At 47.5% G+C, this 18,040-nt stretch carries 20 protein-coding genes; 6 read left to right on the top strand and 14 right to left on the bottom strand.

From position 1 onward, the window contains the following. Position 1: 1 nt before the first annotated feature. The 6 genes from D479_RS16205 to glsA form a co-directional block, all read right to left on the bottom strand. Positions 2-625: a cytochrome c oxidase subunit 3 gene (locus D479_RS16205; RefSeq protein ID WP_008639120.1), complete on the bottom strand. Its 624-nt coding sequence runs from the start codon at positions 623-625 to the stop codon at positions 2-4. Further along, positions 622-2,493: a cytochrome c oxidase subunit I gene (gene ctaD, locus D479_RS16200; RefSeq protein ID WP_008639118.1), complete on the bottom strand. Its 1,872-nt coding sequence runs from the start codon at positions 2,491-2,493 to the stop codon at positions 622-624. Before ctaD ends, D479_RS16205 begins: the two co-directional genes overlap by 4 nt. A 38-nt stretch (positions 2,494-2,531) precedes the next feature. After that, positions 2,532-3,596, bottom strand: coding sequence for a cytochrome c oxidase subunit II (gene coxB / locus D479_RS16195; RefSeq protein ID WP_008639116.1), 1,065 nt, complete (start codon positions 3,594-3,596; stop codon positions 2,532-2,534). 698 nt (positions 3,597-4,294) lie between these two features. Further along, positions 4,295-7,738, bottom strand: a complete 3,444-nt coding sequence (gene pyc, locus D479_RS16190; RefSeq protein WP_039871653.1) for a pyruvate carboxylase — start codon at positions 7,736-7,738, stop codon at positions 4,295-4,297. Positions 7,739-7,943: 205 nt separating this feature from the next. Further along, positions 7,944-8,225 (bottom strand): YlaN family protein, encoded by a 282-nt coding sequence (locus D479_RS16185; RefSeq protein WP_008639110.1) that lies wholly within the window; start codon positions 8,223-8,225, stop codon positions 7,944-7,946. 87 nt (positions 8,226-8,312) lie between these two features. Then, positions 8,313-9,242 (bottom strand): glutaminase A, encoded by a 930-nt coding sequence (glsA, locus tag D479_RS16180; protein ID WP_008639108.1) that lies wholly within the window; start codon positions 9,240-9,242, stop codon positions 8,313-8,315. 90 nt (positions 9,243-9,332) lie between these two features. Here glsA and D479_RS16175 point away from each other — a divergent pair, with 90 nt between their 5' ends. After that, on the top strand, positions 9,333-9,827 hold the full coding sequence (locus D479_RS16175; protein ID WP_008639106.1) for a hypothetical protein: 495 nt from the start codon (positions 9,333-9,335) through the stop codon (positions 9,825-9,827). An 85-nt stretch (positions 9,828-9,912) separates the two neighbouring features. Beyond that, positions 9,913-10,491 (top strand): YhcN/YlaJ family sporulation lipoprotein, encoded by a 579-nt coding sequence (locus D479_RS16170; protein WP_008639104.1) that lies wholly within the window; start codon positions 9,913-9,915, stop codon positions 10,489-10,491. A gap of 28 nt (positions 10,492-10,519) precedes the next feature. Here D479_RS16170 and D479_RS16165 read toward each other — a convergent pair whose 3' ends face one another. Further along, a complete protein-coding gene (locus D479_RS16165) occupies positions 10,520-10,804 on the bottom strand; it encodes a hypothetical protein (RefSeq protein ID WP_008639103.1) in 285 nt (94 codons plus the stop codon). Positions 10,805-10,941: 137 nt separating this feature from the next. On the opposite strand from D479_RS16165, the gene D479_RS20325 reads away from it, so the two are divergent. Continuing rightward, positions 10,942-11,145 (top strand): YlaI family protein, encoded by a 204-nt coding sequence (locus D479_RS20325; protein WP_008639102.1) that lies wholly within the window; start codon positions 10,942-10,944, stop codon positions 11,143-11,145. A 52-nt stretch (positions 11,146-11,197) separates the two neighbouring features. Here D479_RS20325 and D479_RS16160 read toward each other — a convergent pair whose 3' ends face one another. Further along, complete coding sequence (locus tag D479_RS16160) at positions 11,198-11,578, bottom strand: YlaH-like family protein (protein WP_008639101.1); 381 nt, start codon at positions 11,576-11,578, stop codon at positions 11,198-11,200. 133 nt (positions 11,579-11,711) lie between these two features. Between D479_RS16160 and D479_RS16155 the strand changes: the two genes are divergently transcribed. Next, positions 11,712-11,894, top strand: a complete 183-nt coding sequence (locus tag D479_RS16155; RefSeq protein WP_008639100.1) for a DUF5325 family protein — start codon at positions 11,712-11,714, stop codon at positions 11,892-11,894. A 39-nt stretch (positions 11,895-11,933) separates the two neighbouring features. Here D479_RS16155 and D479_RS16150 read toward each other — a convergent pair whose 3' ends face one another. Both D479_RS16150 and D479_RS16145 read right to left on the bottom strand, forming a co-directional pair. Then, positions 11,934-12,740, bottom strand: a complete 807-nt coding sequence (locus D479_RS16150; RefSeq protein ID WP_008639099.1) for an inositol monophosphatase family protein — start codon at positions 12,738-12,740, stop codon at positions 11,934-11,936. Between the two features lie 147 nt (positions 12,741-12,887). Further along, on the bottom strand, positions 12,888-13,076 hold the full coding sequence (locus D479_RS16145; RefSeq protein ID WP_008639098.1) for a hypothetical protein: 189 nt from the start codon (positions 13,074-13,076) through the stop codon (positions 12,888-12,890). Positions 13,077-13,257: 181 nt separating this feature from the next. On the opposite strand from D479_RS16145, the gene D479_RS16140 reads away from it, so the two are divergent. Further along, a complete protein-coding gene (locus D479_RS16140) occupies positions 13,258-13,893 on the top strand; it encodes a DUF1054 domain-containing protein (protein WP_008639095.1) in 636 nt (211 codons plus the stop codon). A 60-nt stretch (positions 13,894-13,953) separates the two neighbouring features. Here the strand turns inward: D479_RS16140 and D479_RS16135 are convergent, their stop codons facing one another. Together D479_RS16135 and D479_RS16130 are read right to left on the bottom strand one after the other, a co-directional pair. After that, entirely contained in the window at positions 13,954-14,226 is a 273-nt protein-coding gene (locus D479_RS16135; protein WP_008639092.1) for a UPF0223 family protein, read from the bottom strand. A gap of 17 nt (positions 14,227-14,243) precedes the next feature. Beyond that, positions 14,244-15,236, bottom strand: coding sequence for a nitronate monooxygenase family protein (locus D479_RS16130; protein WP_081594848.1), 993 nt, complete (start codon positions 15,234-15,236; stop codon positions 14,244-14,246). A gap of 96 nt (positions 15,237-15,332) precedes the next feature. Between D479_RS16130 and D479_RS16125 the strand changes: the two genes are divergently transcribed. Continuing rightward, on the top strand, positions 15,333-16,802 hold the full coding sequence (locus D479_RS16125; RefSeq protein WP_008639089.1) for an aminotransferase class I/II-fold pyridoxal phosphate-dependent enzyme: 1,470 nt from the start codon (positions 15,333-15,335) through the stop codon (positions 16,800-16,802). A 53-nt stretch (positions 16,803-16,855) separates the two neighbouring features. Here the strand turns inward: D479_RS16125 and D479_RS20320 are convergent, their stop codons facing one another. Both D479_RS20320 and D479_RS16120 read right to left on the bottom strand, forming a co-directional pair. Next, positions 16,856-16,969, bottom strand: coding sequence for a GapA-binding peptide SR1P (locus tag D479_RS20320; protein WP_008639088.1), 114 nt, complete (start codon positions 16,967-16,969; stop codon positions 16,856-16,858). 213 nt (positions 16,970-17,182) lie between these two features. Next, complete coding sequence (locus tag D479_RS16120; protein WP_008639087.1) at positions 17,183-18,019, bottom strand: polysaccharide deacetylase family protein; 837 nt, start codon at positions 18,017-18,019, stop codon at positions 17,183-17,185. Between the last annotated feature and the right edge of the window lie 21 nt (positions 18,020-18,040).

Genomic DNA, 18,040 nt, shown 5'->3' with positions numbered 1-18,040 from the left:
CTTAACCCACCTTTCCCATAAGGTAGACGACTGTGAAAATGAAGACCCATACAACGTCGATAAAGTGCCAATAAAGACTGGCGATGTAAAACTTAGGGGCATTGTATAAGTTTAAGCCCCGCTTCTGGTTACGGATCATCAACGTAACGATCCAACTGAGTCCGAAGAGGACGTGTCCGCCGTGAAAACCTACCAACGTGTAGAAGGCAGAACCGAACGCAGAAGAACGGAATGTGAATTCATACTCGTGAATGTAATGGACGAATTCATAAATTTCCAATCCAAGGAATCCAAGCCCGAGCAGCACCGTCACTCCAAGCCATGCCTGCATCTTGCCGAAATCGTGGTTTTTCATGTGATACATCGCATATACGCTTGTTAATGAACTCGTCAGAAGGAGCATCGTCATAAGGAACACAAGTTCAAGACCGAATAAATTCTCCGGTGTGTTCTCTCCCTGTGTGGAGCCGTTCAGAGCAAGATAGGTTCCGAACAGACTCGCAAACAGGACCGTTTCCCCACCGAGGAAAAACCAAAAACCGAGAAACTTATTCTTTCCTTCGAGGGTGGCCTTTTCAGGATCATGCGGCATTTGTTTGGGATTCAATACATCTTCATGACTCATTTCTTGGCAACCCCCTTCTTAATATCTTCTTCCAACTCTTCTTTATGGATGTGATGGCCGAGATCATCTTTTACAGACCGGAGCAGCATCGATAGTAAGGTGATTCCCATCCCTGCGAAGACCGCGATCAACCAGGAAGAATCATCGACTTGATAAATGAAGCCGAAACCGGCGATGAAAAGTCCTAAAGACATAGTAAATGGAAGAATCGATGCATTCGGCATATGGATGTCACCAAGTGGTTCTGCCGGAGTCATCCCCTCTTTTCCATCCATTTTTTCGACCCACAATGGATCCAGGCCGCGGACCAACGGCGTCTGTACGAAGTTGTAGTGCGGCGGAGGGGAAGGAATGGACCATTCAAGCGTACGGCCGCCCCAAGGATCCCCGTCGACCTTCTTCTCACGAACGGACGTGTAAATGACGTTGATCATAAAAATAACGGTTCCAATCGCCATCAGGAAGGCCCCGACCGTACTGATCAAGTTTCCTGTTTCCAACCCCTGTCCTTCAAGGAATACCCAGTAACGTCTCGGCATCCCCATCAGCCCCAGGAAGTGCTGAATGAAGAATGTCAGGTGGAAGCCGATGAAAAACGGCCAAAATGCCAATTTACCTAATTTTTCGTTCAATACTTTACCAAACATCTTCGGCCACCAGTAGTGCAGAGCCGCGAACAATCCAAAGACGACACCGCCGACGATGACGTAGTGGAAGTGACCGACTACGAAATACGTATCATGATACTGGTAATCGGCAGCCGCCGCTGCCAGCATAACCCCTGTCATCCCACCGATGGTAAAAGAAGGGATGAAGGCGACAGACCAAAGCATTGCAGAGGTCATCTTGATCTGGCCGCCCCACATCGTGAAGAGCCAGTTGAATATTTTGATTCCGGTCGGAACCGCGATGGCCATCGTAGCTACGGCGAAAATGGAGTTAGCAATCGGTCCCATTCCGACGGTGAACATATGGTGGGCCCATACCATGAATCCAAGGAACCCGATCAATACCGTAGCAAATACCATTGCGGAGTATCCAAACAAACGCTTTCTGGAAAACGTCGAGAAGATATCACTGAATGCACCAAACAGCGGCAGGATCAGGATATAGACTTCCGGGTGTCCGAAAATCCAGAATAAGTGTTCCCAGATGATGACGTTACCACCGAGGGCGACGTCAAAGAACGCAGAACCGAACATTCGATCGAACATCATCAGGAACAAACCGACCGTCAAAGCCGGAAAGGCGAACAAAATCAGTGTACTTGTCACAAAGACCGACCATGTGAACAACGGCATCCTCATATACGTCATACCAGGCGCACGCATATTGACGATCGTTACGAGAAAGTTGATCCCCCCGATCAACGTTCCGGCACCTGATATCTGCAGACCCATGACATAGTAGTCAACGCCGTGACCAGGTGATGTCGTCGATAACGGTGCATAGTTGGTCCAACCGGCATCCGGCGCTCCTCCTGTGAACCAGGAAACATTCAGCATCAATCCGCCGAACAGGAAAAGCCAGAATCCCAAAGAATTCAAAAATGGAAAGGCGACGTCCCGCGCCCCGATTTGTAACGGTACAACGGCGTTCATTAATGCGAAAATGAGCGGCATAGCCGCAAGGAAAATCATGGTTGTTCCATGCATCGTGATCATTTCGTTATATAGTCCAGCCGAAATGAAATCGTTGTCCGGTTTCATCAGCTGAATTCTTATAATCATGGCCTCCAGACCGCCGATAAGGAAAAATAATCCTCCGGCAACCAGATAAAGATGCGCGATCTTCTTGTGGTCTACGGTAGTCAAATAATCCCAAATCGCAGCACCGAGGCCTCGCTTGTGTGCTACTGCAGTACTCACGCTTTAACCTCCCTTTTCAACCTCTATCAATTATTGAATCACTCGTCCTCACTCTGTGTCGGAACATCACTGCCCACGTCAGAGTGCTGCAATTGTAATAAGTAATCGGCAATATCAGCTGCCTCATCTTCTGTAACAAGCTCGGACGGCATCTGGTTTCCAGGCTTCACTTCATCCGGCTGTACGATCCAGTCGACGAGGTTCTCCTTGGAAGGCTCTAATATACCGGCAATCTTCTCCCGATTACCGAAGTTAGCCAGATTCGGCCCCACACCGGCAGACGCTCCACCGATAGCGTGACAGCTCATACAGTTATCATTGAAAAGTTTCTGACCATCCTGAGCGGATGTCGTCTCCGGAGCGGCTTCCGGATCAATATTCTGCATGTCTTCCACCCACTGATCGTACTCATCCGGACTGACCGCCACCACGCGGAAATCCATCAAAGAGTGGGAAGGGCCGCAAAGCTCGGCACAGTGTCCCCAGTAGACCCCTTCTTCATTAGCTTCTAAGTACATGGTGTTCATATTCTCTCCTGGATTCGTATCCATCTTTCCAGCGATGGAAGGAAGCCAGAAGGAGTGGATGACATCACTGGATTTCATATTTAAGTAGACACGCTCGCCTGTCGGGATGTAGAGCTCCTGACTGACGGCAATTTCCTGATCCGGGTAATTGAAATGCCACCAATATTGGTTCCCGGTGACTTCGATCGTCACAACCCCTTCATCCCCTTGAGTGGATTGATCAGCAAGATCGAAAGTCGCTTGTACGGTAGGAATGGCCAGGACAAGCAGAAGGATGATTGGAATGACTGTCCAGATCACTTCCAGCGCCTTGTTGCCTTCCGTCTGTTTCGGAATGACGTGTTCCTGTCCTTTCTTTTCCCTGAAACGGATAAGAACGAAGGCGTAAATGGCCATAACGATCACAAAAACAAAGATCATGATCGCAATACTGATCAACATAAGATCCAATAATAATTCCGCTCCATACCCCTTCGGTTTCAAGGCACTAAGGTTCTCTTCTCCACATCCGGAAAGGAACGCGGTAAGAAAACCGAGTAAAAGGAAAGAACGGAACTTATTCGTCCAACCTCTCATGCGCAATACCTCTCTTTCTCTTATAGTGACAAATTATATTTTAAAGCCCGATCCATAAGGACCGGCCATAAAAACGAAAACCCGGTAACCGGCTTAGTTCAAAGCCTTATGTAGGTATTCTTCAACAGCAGAGGTAAATCTTTCATGCAGGACTAGTGATATCGTGCCTCTTTCCAACAATCGTATGCAAATAGGTGTGAACAAAGCTCTGTCATCTTCCACTTCCTGTCGGATGAAATTTGGAAGAATCGGTGAAGGTATCATGGAGAATCACTCACGAAAGCGGTTCCGCAAGTTGAAAAATAAAAAAGTCTAAAGGATGACAGATTAAGGTCGGTCATGCTTCTTGAACCGGATGGAATAAAGATAAATTCTTACTGCTTCCACCAATGTTAACAAGCATGTAAAAAAGAAACTGTTTCTTGCTAGAAAAGTAATTTAATGACAGGAAACATCAAATAAATTGTATCATGTAATCGCTATCGTATCTATTTAAACAGAGGAATTTTATTATTTTGTGACGAATTTGTGAATTTTTCAATGAGGCACTCATAAGCTTCGAATCCGAAGCTTCCCAGTACCGCGAAGAGGATCTCCACCTACCATCCTATCCAAGATGACCAAGAAATAATCGTAGATCTATAAAGCAGCCTCTGCCATCAAAAAAATACGCGCCCCCTTAGGGACACGTATTTATCTTATTCAAATTCGATGAGGAGATCTCCTACATGAATCGCATCGTTATTGGATACATAAACATCTTTGATTTTCCCGTCGAATGGAGCTTGAACCGTCGTTTCCATCTTCATGGCCTCGGTGATCATCAGATGATCCCCCTTCTTTACATCTTCTCCTTTGCTGGAAAGGACTTTGACGACTGTACCAGGCATACTCGCTCCTATATGTTTATTATTTGATTTATCGGCTCTCGGACGCTCATCAACAGCCGCCTTCACATTCTCATCACGTACAACGACTTCACGCGGCTGACCGTTCAGCTCAAAATAGATAACGCGGGTTCCGTCGATCTGGGGTTCTCCGACAGAAACGAGCTTGACGATCAATGTTTTTCCCTGTTCGATCTCTACTTCGATTTCCTCTCCGAGGCGCATTCCGTAGAAGAATGTCGGCGTATCAAGTACAGACATGTCTCCGTACTGTTCCGTGAATCCATGATAATCCATGAACACTTTCGGATAAAGAGCATAGCTGATCATATCGAAGCTGGTCACCGGACGGTCGAGTTTATGGAACAGCGTTTCTTTCAGATCCGTGAAATCTACCGGCTCCAGCAATTCTCCCGGGCGTACGGTAATCGGTTCCCGCCCTTTAAGAATAATACGCTGGAGCTCCTGCGGAAACCCACCGTACGGCTGTCCAAGATAGCCTTGGAACAACTCTACCACGCTGTCCGGAAAGTCAAGCGTGTCCCCTTTGTCATATACGTCATCCTCGTTTAAGTCATTTTGAACCATGTAAAGGGCCATGTCTCCGACCACTTTGGATGACGGTGTTACCTTGACGATATCACCGAACATGTCGTTTACACGACGGTACATCGTCTTCACTTCTTCCCATCTGTTCCCAAGCCCGACGGCTTTCGCCTGCTGCTGCAGGTTGCTGTACTGCCCCCCTGGCATCTCATGCTCATAAACTTCCGTATGTGGAGCCATCATACCGCTTTCAAAATCCTGGTAATACTTTCTGATATCTTCCCAGTACTTCCCGAGCTCTTCATAAGCTTTGATGTTGACATCAGGCTTTCTTTCGCTGCCTTCCAAAGCATAATAAAGGCTGTTCGCACTCGGTTGTGACGTTAATCCGGCCATCGATCCTGCGGCAACGTCTACTACATCAACACCCGCTTCTACCGCTCTGGCATAGGTAAATAAGCCGTTTCCGCTCGTGTCATGCGTGTGAAGATGGATCGGAATATCCACCGTCTCTTTGAGAGCTGTGATCAATTGATAAGCGGCTTCCGGCTTAAGCAGCCCTGCCATATCCTTGATTCCTAAAATGTGGGCACCAGCCTCTTCCAATTCCTTGGCAATCCGCTTATAGTAATTCAGATCGTACTTCGGACGGCTTTCGTCGAGAATGTCTCCTGTGTAACAGATGGCTGCTTCTGCTACTTTGCCGCTTTCACGCACCGCATCTATGGTCAGCTTCATTCCTTCCACCCAGTTCAAAGAGTCGAAAATACGGAATACATCGATTCCGGCATTTGCACTTTTCTCCACGAACTCACGGATGAGGTTGTCCGGATAATTTTTGTATCCGACCGCGTTGGATGAACGAAGGAGCATTTGGAACAATACGTTCGGTGCTTTTTGACGCAGCTTTAATAGACGCTCCCAAGGATCTTCTTTGAGGAATCGATAAGATACATCAAAGGTGGCTCCTCCCCACATCTCCAAGGAGAATAAATCTGGAAGCAGGCGTGCAGTAGGCTCTGCGATGTTTTCAAGGTCTTTCGTTCTTACTCTTGTGGCAAGGAGCGACTGGTGAGCATCACGGAACGTCGTATCGGTGAGGAGCACATCCTTCCGTTCCTTCAGCCATTCAGCAAGTCCTTCCGGGCCGCGTTCATCAAGAATTTGCTTTGATCCCTCCGGCACAGGTTCGGAGTATTTGACTTCGGGAACCCTGGGCTTCTGAAATGGAGGTTTCTTCCGGTTGCCGTACCCTTCAAAACCGTTGATCGTCCGATCGGCAATATAGGAAAGCATCTTCGTACCACGGTCTTTCCGCTTAGGAAATACAAATAGTTCCGGTGAACGGTCGATGAAGGTGGTATCATATTCGCCTGACAGGAACTGCTTGTGCTGAACGACATTCTCAAGAAAAGGAATATTCGTTTTAATACCGCGGATCCGGAACTCTTTCAAATTACGGACCATCTTATTCGCTGCCTGATCGAAGCTCAGTGCCCATGTGGACAACTTCACAAGCAGGGAATCATAGTAAGGGGAAATGACGGAACCATGAAACGCATTCCCTGCATCGAGACGAACCCCGAAACCTCCTCCGGACCGGTAAGCCATGATCTTCCCTGTATCCGGCATGAAGTTGTTTAACGGATCCTCTGTCGTAACACGGGACTGGATCGCGTAACCGTGCGGTTTGATTTCATCCTGATGAGGAATGCTGACCCGGTCACTATGTAGTCCGTACCCTTCCGCTAAAAGAATTTGGGTCTGGACGATATCCACACCTGTAATCATTTCTGTGATCGTATGCTCTACCTGAACACGAGGGTTTACTTCTATAAAATAAAAGTCATCGCCGGTAACAAGGAACTCAACTGTTCCAGCATTGACATATTGGACATTGTCCATTAATTTAACCGCTGCAGCACAAATCCGCTCCCGGAGATCATCTGAAAGATTAACACTCGGAGCCACTTCCACCACCTTCTGGTGACGGCGCTGGACAGAGCAATCACGCTCGTATAAGTGGATGACGTTGCCTTCATGATCCCCCATGATCTGCACTTCGATGTGCTTCGGCTCTTCAATCAGCTTCTCTACATATACTTCATCACTTCCGAAGGCAGCCTTCGCTTCCGAGCGGGCACGGTCATAAGAATCTTCCAGGGTCTCTCTACTGCGGACGATCCGCATGCCCCGGCCGCCGCCGCCCATGGATGCCTTGATCATTAACGGATAGCCGTGTTTGTCACCAAAGGCTCGTATCTCATCCAAACCGCTTACAGGACCATCGCTCCCGGGAATGACGGGAATATCCGCTTGAACCGCCTGGTAACGGGCTTTCACCTTATCCCCGAACATGCTCAAATGTTCGCTGGTCGGGCCGATGAACGTAATTCCCTCTTCTTCACATCGACGGGCAAATTGAATGTTCTCTGATAGAAAGCCATAGCCCGGGTGGATGGCATCTACTCCAACACTTTTCGCGATTTCGATGATTCCTTCAATGTCCAGGTAAGCATCAATAGGCTTCTTACCTGCCCCGACAAGATAGGCTTCATCCGCCTTATACCGATGATAGGAGCCTGTATCCTCCTGAGAATAGACGGCGACCGTACGGATATTCAGTTCCGTACACGCGCGGAATACACGAATCGCGATCTCCCCACGGTTCGCTACAAGAACTTTGTTGATTTTTTTCACTTGTGCCATAGTCCCACTCTCCATTTCTATCATTTACTATGTCTGTTTCTAGATGTAATCTGCAATGGATGATCTTTCTGTTACTTTTACTACATAGGAACCTATTTTTCCTGCTTTTTTGACTTTTCCAATGGATGGCAGTTATCCGTGCGCTGTTTTTTAAAAACTAAAAAACTCAAACTACAACAAGTATTGTCGTAATTTGAGTTGATAATCAAGACTTTTGAGAAGCCTCGTGCAGTACATTCAATTGTTTTTCCAAATTATCCAACAGCTGTTTTCCCTCTTCATCACTAATCAGGTTCAGCCGGACCGCAAAGTGGATTTCCCTGGATAAACCGAACATCTGTGTATCTAAAACCTCTTCATAAAGTGGACACTGAGGCATTGTCAGATTGTCCATCTGTACTTTAATCAACTGTAGAATTTTATCAGCATCAGCTTTAAGAAGGGCATAGGCTTTCTCACGATGATCCACAGCCACATCAGACAACATCAAAATCCCCTCCCGAATACATGTCTTTCTTTTTAACATCTTATCGTTTACACGCAAAAAATGCAACATTGGAATCGCTTGGCATCGTCAAAAAATGGACAGGTCATAACGGTTGGAGAGGATCTCCAGCAGCTTCAGCCCGACGACGCTGTTTCCCTTCTCATCAAGGCTTGGTCCGTAAACCGCTATCCCTCCAAAATGATTTAAGGAAGCAAGCACCGATCCGGAAACACCACTCTTCGCAGGGATGCCCACTTTAATCGCAAAGGAACCGGAAGCATCGTACATCCCACACGTAACCATAAATGTTTTACATATTCTGGCCAGGTGTTTCGGAATAATCCGCCTTCCGGATTGAATATCCACCCCGCCGTTTGCAAGGAGGGCACCGATTCTTGCCAGCTGGCAGACATTGACCTCTATCGCACACTGCTTCGTGTATGCATCGAGTGTCTCTTCCACACTTCCCGTGACAATTCTATGCTGCTTCATATAGAAAAGGAGGGATCGGTTGAGAAAGGCTGTTTCAAATTCAGAGCCGGCAACTTCCTCATTGTACGTAATGGAGTGATCATCCGTCAGTTCATGCATGAAACTGAGCAGCCTCCCCACTTTCTCATCCGGTGTGTCTCCGTGAATCATATTTGTAACCGCAAGCGCTCCTGCATTAATCATTGGGTTAAGCGGTTTAGAAGGTATTTGTTCCAAACGGTAGATCGAGTGGAATGGATCCCCCGTCGGTTCCATTCCGACACGGTCAAAAACGTAGGATTCCCCGTTATCCATCAATGCAAGCGCAAGTGCAATCACTTTGGAAATACTCTGCAAAGTGAACCGGACCTCTGTTTTACCTGCTTCCACCGATTCTCCATTTACATAATGGATGGCAACTGCCAGATCTTCGGGGTCCTGGCGTGATAAGGCTGGGATATAGTTGGCTACTTGTCCGTCATAGGCATAGGGCCGGACATTATCCAGCCATCCGGATAATTCCTGTTCGGTAATATCTTTTTTCAATGAAAGGACCTCCCTGTAATGAAATCGAATTCATTTTTTGCTATGCTTTTTATGCATGAATTTTTTTACTATTCGAAAGGTGGCTTCGCCATGATTGTCCAAATAGCAGGAAATGTAAAATTCCCGATCACTCTGGATCCTACCGTATGGATCTTCGATGATCGGAAGATGACGTTCGACGAAATATTCGAACCGGATGAAGTACGGGCACAATCGGAAGAAGAAGACGAACTAAAACGCAAGTCCCTACGCTTTGACAGAGAAGTTTACCAACAGAAAATTAACCCACCGGTGAACAAGAGCTTGAACCGATATGAGAAACAGCGGATATTGACCGGTACGTTCCTTATGCCGATCCAGCCGTTCCTCGAGACGAGTGAGCCGGAAAAAGAAGTCACACAGGCCGCTTTACATACGGCTTCAGGAGAACACGTCGTCGATGCCGATGTTCTGAAGCACGCCTACCTGCTGTTCGCAGAGAATGGAAAGCCGCTCCAAGAAGAAGGGCCGGTCCATCTGTATTTCCAGGATGGTTCCAATCGATCCGAACCGATCAAAGGCATCAAAAAAATTGAATTGAAGTAAACAATTGGACAGCTGATACAGCTGTCCTTTTTGCATATTATCCACCATAAATCACAGGCTATAAATAAAAAAAGTGGTGTTTCCAGTGAAAAAACTTCTATTGACAACTGCGCTGCTGTTTACAGCCGCCTGTCAGCAGCAATCCGGTGAAGAGTCGCTGCTTCAGGAACGACAGGGTGAGACGGAACTGAAATATGTGACGGACTCGGATCCGGTGGAAAGAAAGAACTTAACGAGCCAGCAGGCAGCCCGGCATTTGGCGAAAATTGCCGTAGAGGTTCCTGACGTCCATGATGCGACAGCGATCGTACTTGGTAACTATGTAGCCGTCGGCATTGATGTGGACAAGGATTTGGACCGCTCCCGCGTCGGGGTCATTAAGTATTCCGTCGCTGAAGCGCTCAAGCATGATCCGTACGGCAAGCAGGCAGCCGTCATTGCCGATGCAGACGGGGTCGAACGCCTTCGAGGACTTGGCAGAAAGATTGCTGAAGGACATCCGGTCGAAGGTGTGACGGATGAACTGAGCCAGATTGTCGCCAGGTACATGCCCGAAGGTCCGATTAACGAAAAACCGCAAACAAATACAAACGAAGAAACGATACCAAAAGATAAAAAAGAGAATCTGGAAGATGTCCAAAAGAAACAGTCGAAGGATCATTAACAGAAAAACAGCTAAATCCGTAAAGGATTTAGCTGTTACTTCTTTCCAGGATCTCTCTTTCCTTCTCTGTTAGTTCGTTGTAGTATTGAACACCGAACTGAGAGCCTTCGGACACCATGTCCGCATTTTCCAAATGAGAGACTTCCGGCTTACCGGCTTCCTCAATCGGCATATCATCCTTGGAGGTGAACGTACCTTGAATGGATTTTGCCTTGTCTTTTACCTGCTTGCGGTTATCCTCATCTTTCAGGAAATAAGCAAGTGTTCCTCCTGCTACTGCTCCAACTGCGGTAAAAATCCAACGTTTCTTCATCCAACCACCCTTTCCTTGACTTCTTTTCTTACATTTCCCAACCACCTGTCCAATCAAACGTGGAATCTGCATCTATTTTAAATTGCCATCATATGTTAAACTATATGTAATCGTTTTGAAAGATAGAGGTGAAATAGATGCGTGTACAATGCGTGATATGCGACAAGATTGAAAAAATCGACAGTTATTGTTTACAGGCGAAGCGATTGAGAAACAGGCGGATTCACACGTACATGTGTCAATCATGCCACGATCGCATTGAAAAAAACACGAAAAAACGGCTCGCTTCCGGTTCTTTCCGCTTTCAAAAGGAGAGAAAGAAAGAGAAGCATTTAAGCTGAAGTAAACTATAGAACCGTAGAGCCGGGTGCCTGCACCCGGGCTCTTTCCATATCAGGACGGCTCTCTCCCGGCTCTTTCCCTGCGTTCCCTGTGAAGACGAACACGGTAAACACCGAGAATAAGGGCTGCCACCATCAGACTTTCCGGAATCGGCAAGTTCAACCCTAACAGAAGAGTCAGTATGAAGGTACCGATGACGAGCACCCCGTATACGACAATCGTCTTCAATACAGGCAGTTTTCTTGCGAATCCAAGCTTGAAAGTCGCGATCGCCAGCAACACGACGGTCAAATATAATAATAAAAACGAACGAAACAACATTCCCACTTCTGTTTCATCATTCAAGTTGACTTCACTTCCCAGCCCCCGGAAGAAGAAATCCGCTACCGGCCACAGATCGGCGGGGACCGGTAATGTAGACATGTCCCTCATGAAGTCCCTCCTCCACTAGTTCGGCTCCTTACTTTCCCATCATACTAAATTTATCCAGGATAAGCTACCCATGACAGCATTTTCATTATTTAGACAAATCCTATATAATAGAGAAGAATTGAGGTGAGTCTTTGTGAAGAATTTTCAATGGAGCAACGGCTTTTTGGCCCTGCTTGTCATCTTGTCCTTTGTCGCTGTCGGGTTTGCCTTAGGCCAGCAGGTCTTCTGGCTTGCGGGTGCCTTTTTCCTGCTCGGCTTCGCGATCATGAGCGTCGGCCTGCGAAGAAAACGTAAACTACAGCAGGAACACGCATAAAAAAGAGCGGTCTCGAATCCGAGGCCGCTCTTTTTACTCTTATTTCAAAAGGACATATCCTTCAAGAATTTCTTCATGAATGTTCGCTCTTGATGCAAGGACAGTCGTTTTATTTAACAAATCAAGAGGTGACCCGTCCGCTTTCGTTACGGTCCCTCCCACTTCATTAACGAGGATGGCACCGGCAGCGTAATCCCAAGGCATAAGAGACATCGTCAAATAACCGTCCATAATTCCCTCCGCCATGAATGCGAATTCCAAAGCAGCAGAGCCGTAAGACCTTGTGCTCCGCAATTTCTTAACAAGGTTCTCCATCCCTTTATGTTCCACGTAGGGATTCTCAGGTAGGAGCCACGTCGTATTTAAGGCCAGGATCGACTGGTTTAATGGACGTTCCCCGCTCAATTGTGGGAGACGGGTTTCGTTCTTATACGACCCTTCCCCACGCTTTGCTGCATACAAAGTATCTTCCATCACGTTATAGATCAAGCCTATTTCACCGGTACCTTCTGAATAGATTCCGATGGAAATAGCAAAATTCCTTTTCTGGTGAACGAAATTCATCGTACCGTCAATCGGGTCGACGATCCATACCGTTCCGGACAAATCTTTGATATCATCTCCGAAGCCTTCTTCTCCGAAAAGCAGGTGGTCCGGATAGGTTTCTTTTATTTTCTCCGCAAAAAATTTCTCCGTCTGTTGGTCCATTTCGGTTACCAGGTCATTCGGGTTTGATTTCGTTTCGATGGATCTAGGTGAATCGATTCCAGCCCGGATGTTTTCGCCTGCTTCATAGATCCATGCCTTCGCATGATCATAAATCTTATTCTTCATCTGTTGATCCATATCATCGTACCCCTTCTCTAAGTGTCACCCTCCATCCTATCAAAATTTGACAGGAAATGCATCAAATAGGCTCTCCCCTAATGCCGCCGGGAGTCCTTGTCCTCCTTCCAAACAAAAAAAAGCGAGCAACGGAAATCGCCGCTCGGTCTATATGGACCATTCAATCAGTTGTCTACGAAGTTCAGAGAGACGTTTTTTCGTCTTCTTCATCTGCTCTTGATCTCCCGCAAGAATCGCATCATGTAAGGAGACCAGTTCGTAATCAATTTCCATACGGATCACCGGGAGCTTCTCTTCTGCTTCTCGCTTACGCAACGCTTCCATGACATGTTTCATTGCCAAACCCCTCCCTTTCAAATCCTTACTATATATATATGTGACATTTGCGACAGAAGTTTCAGTTAGATTACTTATATGTAACCCATTTTTACAACGTTCAAACCAGACGAACACATCGCTTAGTAAAGCGGATGTGTTGTGGTAAAATAAGACCGAACTAACCGGAGGTGTTAATAGAATGAGTACGTTCCACGGATTCACCCAGGAAGATTTCGACGTCTTTTCCATTCCAGGACTTGAAAATAGAATGGAGGCATTGCGGGGCAGGATTTCCCCGAAACTGGAAGCGATTGCTACAGACCTTGCCCCTGATGTGACTGCTATGACTGGTGACGAGATGTTCGTTCACGTTGCGAAGCATGCCCGCCGGAAAACGAACCCGCCGAACGATACGTGGGCAGCCCTTGCATCCAACAAACGCGGCTATAAAAAACTGCCGCATTTTCAAATCGGCTTGTGGGAAACCCACGTGTTCATCTGGTTCGCCGTCATCTACGAGAGCCCGATTAAAGAGGACTTCGGAAGAAAGCTCGAGCATAGTAAAGCAGCTATCTTAAAGGAAATACCGGATGATTTCGTATGGTCGATCGATCATACGAAACCGGATGCCATCCCTCACAGCGAGGTCGATGAGGAGAAGTTCTTAAGCATGACAGAGCGGCTTCAGTCCGTGAAGAAAGCGGAGATTCTCTGCGGCCGTCATTTGGAACGGGGGGACTTGCGCTTGAAGGACGGGGAAGCTTTCCTCGAATTGTGCAGAGAGACGTTCCAAACGCTTGAACCACTCTACCAGGCAACGAAACAGTTGGCCTGAAGAATTCAATGAGCAGTTATAGAAATAAGGAAAGGGCGCCCCATTGGGGCGCCCTTTCCTTTACATCTTCACTTTATCTTCCGGATGCTTGGAACGCGCTTCCTTCACCGTCCGGTAACAGGAATAGCCGGATTCTTTCTCAAATTTGCCGCAAAGCGTCTTCTCTTCACTTTTCGAAGGGACGATCTGTTTGAATCTCGTATAAGCAAGGAGCAGTTCCTCCTGCTTCACCCCGTTCTCGTATGCTTTCTCAACTAAACTGTAAAAATTGACAACATCGATGATTTCCTCCTTGGACCAGTGAACTTCATCGATTGGATACGTATAACTCATAAAACAATCCTCCTTATTTACGGACAGAAGCGGGTACGGATATCAGCCGCTTCCTTAAGCATGCGGTCAAAAAGTTCTTCGACTGTCGGTACATCGCTGATTCGGCCGGCCACCTGACCCGCCCAGCCGAATCCTGCACTTTCTTTTCCTTCATGAATAAAAGCGCGGTTCGCTTCGTTCCCGATGAACGTCTTCAAACCGTCATACCCCGCTCCTTCTGCCTCCAATTCCAGAATACGTGCTGTCCACTCATTTTTCAATGCCCTCGCAGGTGCTTGAAGACTTCGTTTAACAATGGTCGTTGACGTTTCGTCAGCCTCCACAAGCGCCTGCTGATAAGAAGTATGGGCGAGGGTGCATTCTTTTGTTGCGATGAAGCGCGTCCCCATTTCTATGCCTTCTGCACCAAGGGAAAGAGCGGCCATTAATCCACGTCCGTCGCCGATCCCGCCTGATGCAATAACCGGGATCTTGACAGAGTCCACCACCTGCGGGGTCAGGACCATCGTTCCGACGTCATCACGCCCAAGATGCCCTCCCCCTTCCTGACCCACCACCATCACCGCGTCGGCGCCCAGCTGTTCTGCTTTGACCGCCTGCCTGCGGGACGCCACAAGCACAAGGGTCTTCACCCCATGTTTTTGAACCATTTCAAGGACAGGCTTAGGATTACCCCCTGTGACCGATACGACTGGGACGCCTTCATCGATTGCCGCCTGCACCATCGCTTCGTACGGCCTGCCGTGCTGACCGATAGCGAAGTTGACACCGAACGGCCGTGCCGTCTTCTCCCTCATACGCCCGATCTCCTCTTTCAATACCTCCGGACTTTCCATGCTCATCGCTGTCAATTGTCCAAGACCGCCTGCCTCGGAAACTGCTGATGCAAGTTCTGAATATGCCAGGTGTGCAAGCCCCCCCTGAATAATCGGATATGTAATGCCAAGCAGTTCGGTAACACGTGTCGACCATCTCACATCCATCCGCTCCTTTCCTTCCCATTTTATCATGGTTGGAAAAAGGATACATAAAACACTAGCCAGTTATCCCCCTCCTCTGCTATAATTCATTTGCTTTTCTATTTGTAAAGAGGTGTAGCTTTTACTATGAACCAACACGAGACGCCCCTGTTCACAGGGCTCAAGAAACATAGAGATAAAAAACCGACACCGTTCCACATTCCCGGTCATAAGAACGGAAAAGGAATGGACGAAGAATTCCGGGCATTTATTGGAGAGAATGCGCTGTCCATAGATATGATCAACATTGAACCTCTGGATGATCTACATCATCCGCAGGGCATGATTAAAGAGGCACAGGACCTTGCAGCAGAAGCGTTTGGTGCAGACTATACATTCTTCTCTGTCCAGGGGACCTCCGGTGCGATCATGACGATGATCATGAGCGTGTGCCAGCCTGGAGATAAAATCATCGTCCCACGGAATGTCCATAAATCCATTACGACTGCTGTCATCCTTTCCGGTGCACGGCCGATTTTCGTACACCCGGAACTGGATGAACGCTTCGGTATATCCCACGGGGTCACTCCGGAGGCCGTGCAGAAAGCCATCGAAGCCCACCCCGATGCTAAAGGTGTACTCGTAATTAATCCTACGTATTTCGGTGTCACGGCGGATCTGAAGCAGATAGTAGAGATCGCTCACGGGTATGACATTCCCGTCCTTGTCGATGAAGCACACGGGGTCCATATCCACTTCCATGAGCGTCTGCCACTGTCTGCGATGCAGGCAGGTGCAGACCTCGCTGCAACCAGCGTCCATAAGCTCGGTGGATCGCTTACGCAAAGCTCCGTATTGAACCTTCGGGAAGGCCTTGTATCACATGAACGGGTTCAGACGATCCTTTCGATGCTCCATACGACATCAACTTCCTATATCCTGCTCGCTTCCTTAGATACAGCACGGAGACATCTAGCTGTCAACGGACGTAAGCTGATGGAAGAAACGCTCCGCCTGGCAGACGAAACAAGAACGAGGCTCAACGATATTCCATCCATTTACTGTCCTGGAGAGGAGATCCTCACGAGTCATGCCACAGTGGACTACGATCCTACGAAGCTGATCATATCCGTTAAGAAACTTGGTATGTCGGGTTACGACGTGGAAGTATGGCTGCGGGAACACTACGCGATCGAAGTCGAACTCTCCGATCTTTACAATATTTTGTGTATCATCACCCCGGGCGACCGGGAAGAGGATGTCGACAAATTGATCGACGCCCTCTGTCAATTGGCTGAGGAGCGTTCCTCTGCCGTCGAAGTGGCAAACGCTAAGGTGAAGGTGCCGGATATACCTGTACTTGCGATATCGCCGCGGGAAGCTTTTTACTCCACAACGGAGACCATGCCTTTGAAAGAGGCTGTCGGACGAATCAGTGCCGAATTCGTTATGGTGTACCCTCCAGGCATTCCGATTTTCATCCCTGGTGAGATCATTACCAAAGAGAACGTCGATTACATTCACGAGAATATGGAAGCTGGTCTCCCTGTACAGGGTCCTGAGGATGACACGTTGGAAACCATCCACGTTATCAGGGAACAGAAAGCATTTCAATAAAAAAAAGAACCAAGCCGCCTTTTCCGGCGCTTGGTTCTTTTTTATTTTATCCCCTATTGTTCTTTCGGTTTATTGCATGTTGGACATGTGCTGTAAAGAGTAGCCACCTTCTCATTATCGTAATGCTCGATTACCTTCTGACAGTCTTGACAAATGATTGTACCCATCTACATCCACTCCCTTTATTTGTAATCGTTTTCAATGTAAGTTCATTTTAATATGGCACAAACGAAAAATCAAGCCCAAAAGTATAACTTTTTAATAAATGTGTTATACTAATTTTCTCCTTCCTACAATATATGTGATACGGAAAAGATTTAGACAAAAAAAGACCATCCGGAGATGGTCTTCAGCCTGTACATTATGTGGTTCGTTCTCTCTTAAGGCGTTTGAATTAGTGCAGGATCGAGGAGCTCATAGCCCTCTTCCCGGAGACCATCGACGATATCACCGAGCGCTTGATATGTCCATTCCCTGTCGTGCATAAGCAGGTTGGCCCCGTCATTCAAATATTCGGAATGGACCATGATGTCAGCAAGAGCTTCCGGATTCTGATACTGCTTCTCCCAATCGTAGCCGTAGGTCCAATTCATAACAAGCATTCCTTCTTCTTCCGCCAGACGCTTGGAGAAATCAGTGTTGGAGCCGAAAGGTGCACGGAAGAACTTCGGCCGTTCGCCTGTTATTTCTTCCACGGTATCACTGACGCTCACAATTTCTTCCCTCTGCTGTTCTTCTGTCAGGTCCTTCAAGTTGGCATGTGTTGCCGTATGGTTCCCAATGGCAAAGCCCATTTCATAAATTTCCTTTAATTTCTGCTTCCCTTCTTCCGAATCGATGAAGTGTCCATTCACAAGAAAAATGGCCGGTGCGCCTTTCTCTTTCAGCAGCCGGGCCATTTCAACCGCATGTTTATCGGGAGAGTCGTCAAAGGTCAGCAGAGCAACTTTCGGATTGGCATCCCCGATCGGCTGAAACGACCAGTTTCCCGTAAGTTCGTACTGAGGCGCTGTATCGGCCGTCGCTTCTTCCGCTTCCTCTTTGGTTTCTGAATCCTCCTTGTCGGCTTCATCTTCGGATGTCTGCCCGGAATCATCAGACGTCTGTACATTTTCTTCTGCTTTCTGGTCTTTCTCCTGTCCTTCCTGTCCATTCGTTTCGGAACATGCAGCAAGCATGATCAGCAGGATGAAGAGGAATAGGGACCACTTCTTCATAGTAAACCCTCCACTGTTATG

It is taken from the genome of Halobacillus sp. BAB-2008 (assembly GCF_000328325.1).
Classification (GTDB): Bacteria; Bacillota; Bacilli; order Bacillales; family Halobacillaceae; genus Halobacillus.
The sequence above is the reverse complement of the archived record's forward strand: the minus strand, read 5'-3'. Positions and strand labels throughout refer to the sequence as shown.

Coding starts and splice junctions, on each gene's coding strand:
- D479_RS16205 (WP_008639120.1), bottom strand. CDS start 625: ATGAGTCATGAAGATGTATTGAATCCCAAACAAATGCCGCATGATCCT.
- coxB (WP_008639116.1), bottom strand. CDS start 3,596: ATGAGAGGTTGGACGAATAAGTTCCGTTCTTTCCTTTTACTCGGTTTT.
- pyc (WP_039871653.1), bottom strand. CDS start 7,738: ATGGCACAAGTGAAAAAAATCAACAAAGTTCTTGTAGCGAACCGTGGG.
- D479_RS16185 (WP_008639110.1), bottom strand. CDS start 8,225: ATGTTGTCTGATGTGGCTGTGGATCATCGTGAGAAAGCCTATGCCCTT.
- D479_RS16175 (WP_008639106.1), top strand. CDS start 9,333: ATGATTGTCCAAATAGCAGGAAATGTAAAATTCCCGATCACTCTGGAT.
- D479_RS16165 (WP_008639103.1), bottom strand. CDS start 10,804: ATGAAGAAACGTTGGATTTTTACCGCAGTTGGAGCAGTAGCAGGAGGA.
- D479_RS20325 (WP_008639102.1), top strand. CDS start 10,942: ATGCGTGTACAATGCGTGATATGCGACAAGATTGAAAAAATCGACAGT.
- D479_RS16160 (WP_008639101.1), bottom strand. CDS start 11,578: ATGAGGGACATGTCTACATTACCGGTCCCCGCCGATCTGTGGCCGGTA.
- D479_RS16150 (WP_008639099.1), bottom strand. CDS start 12,740: ATGGATCAACAGATGAAGAATAAGATTTATGATCATGCGAAGGCATGG.
- D479_RS16145 (WP_008639098.1), bottom strand. CDS start 13,076: ATGAAACATGTCATGGAAGCGTTGCGTAAGCGAGAAGCAGAAGAGAAG.
- D479_RS16140 (WP_008639095.1), top strand. CDS start 13,258: ATGAGTACGTTCCACGGATTCACCCAGGAAGATTTCGACGTCTTTTCC.
- D479_RS16135 (WP_008639092.1), bottom strand. CDS start 14,226: ATGAGTTATACGTATCCAATCGATGAAGTTCACTGGTCCAAGGAGGAA.
- D479_RS16130 (WP_081594848.1), bottom strand. CDS start 15,236: ATGATAAAATGGGAAGGAAAGGAGCGGATGGATGTGAGATGGTCGACA.
- D479_RS16125 (WP_008639089.1), top strand. CDS start 15,333: ATGAACCAACACGAGACGCCCCTGTTCACAGGGCTCAAGAAACATAGA.
- D479_RS20320 (WP_008639088.1), bottom strand. CDS start 16,969: ATGGGTACAATCATTTGTCAAGACTGTCAGAAGGTAATCGAGCATTAC.
- D479_RS16120 (WP_008639087.1), bottom strand. CDS start 18,019: ATGAAGAAGTGGTCCCTATTCCTCTTCATCCTGCTGATCATGCTTGCT.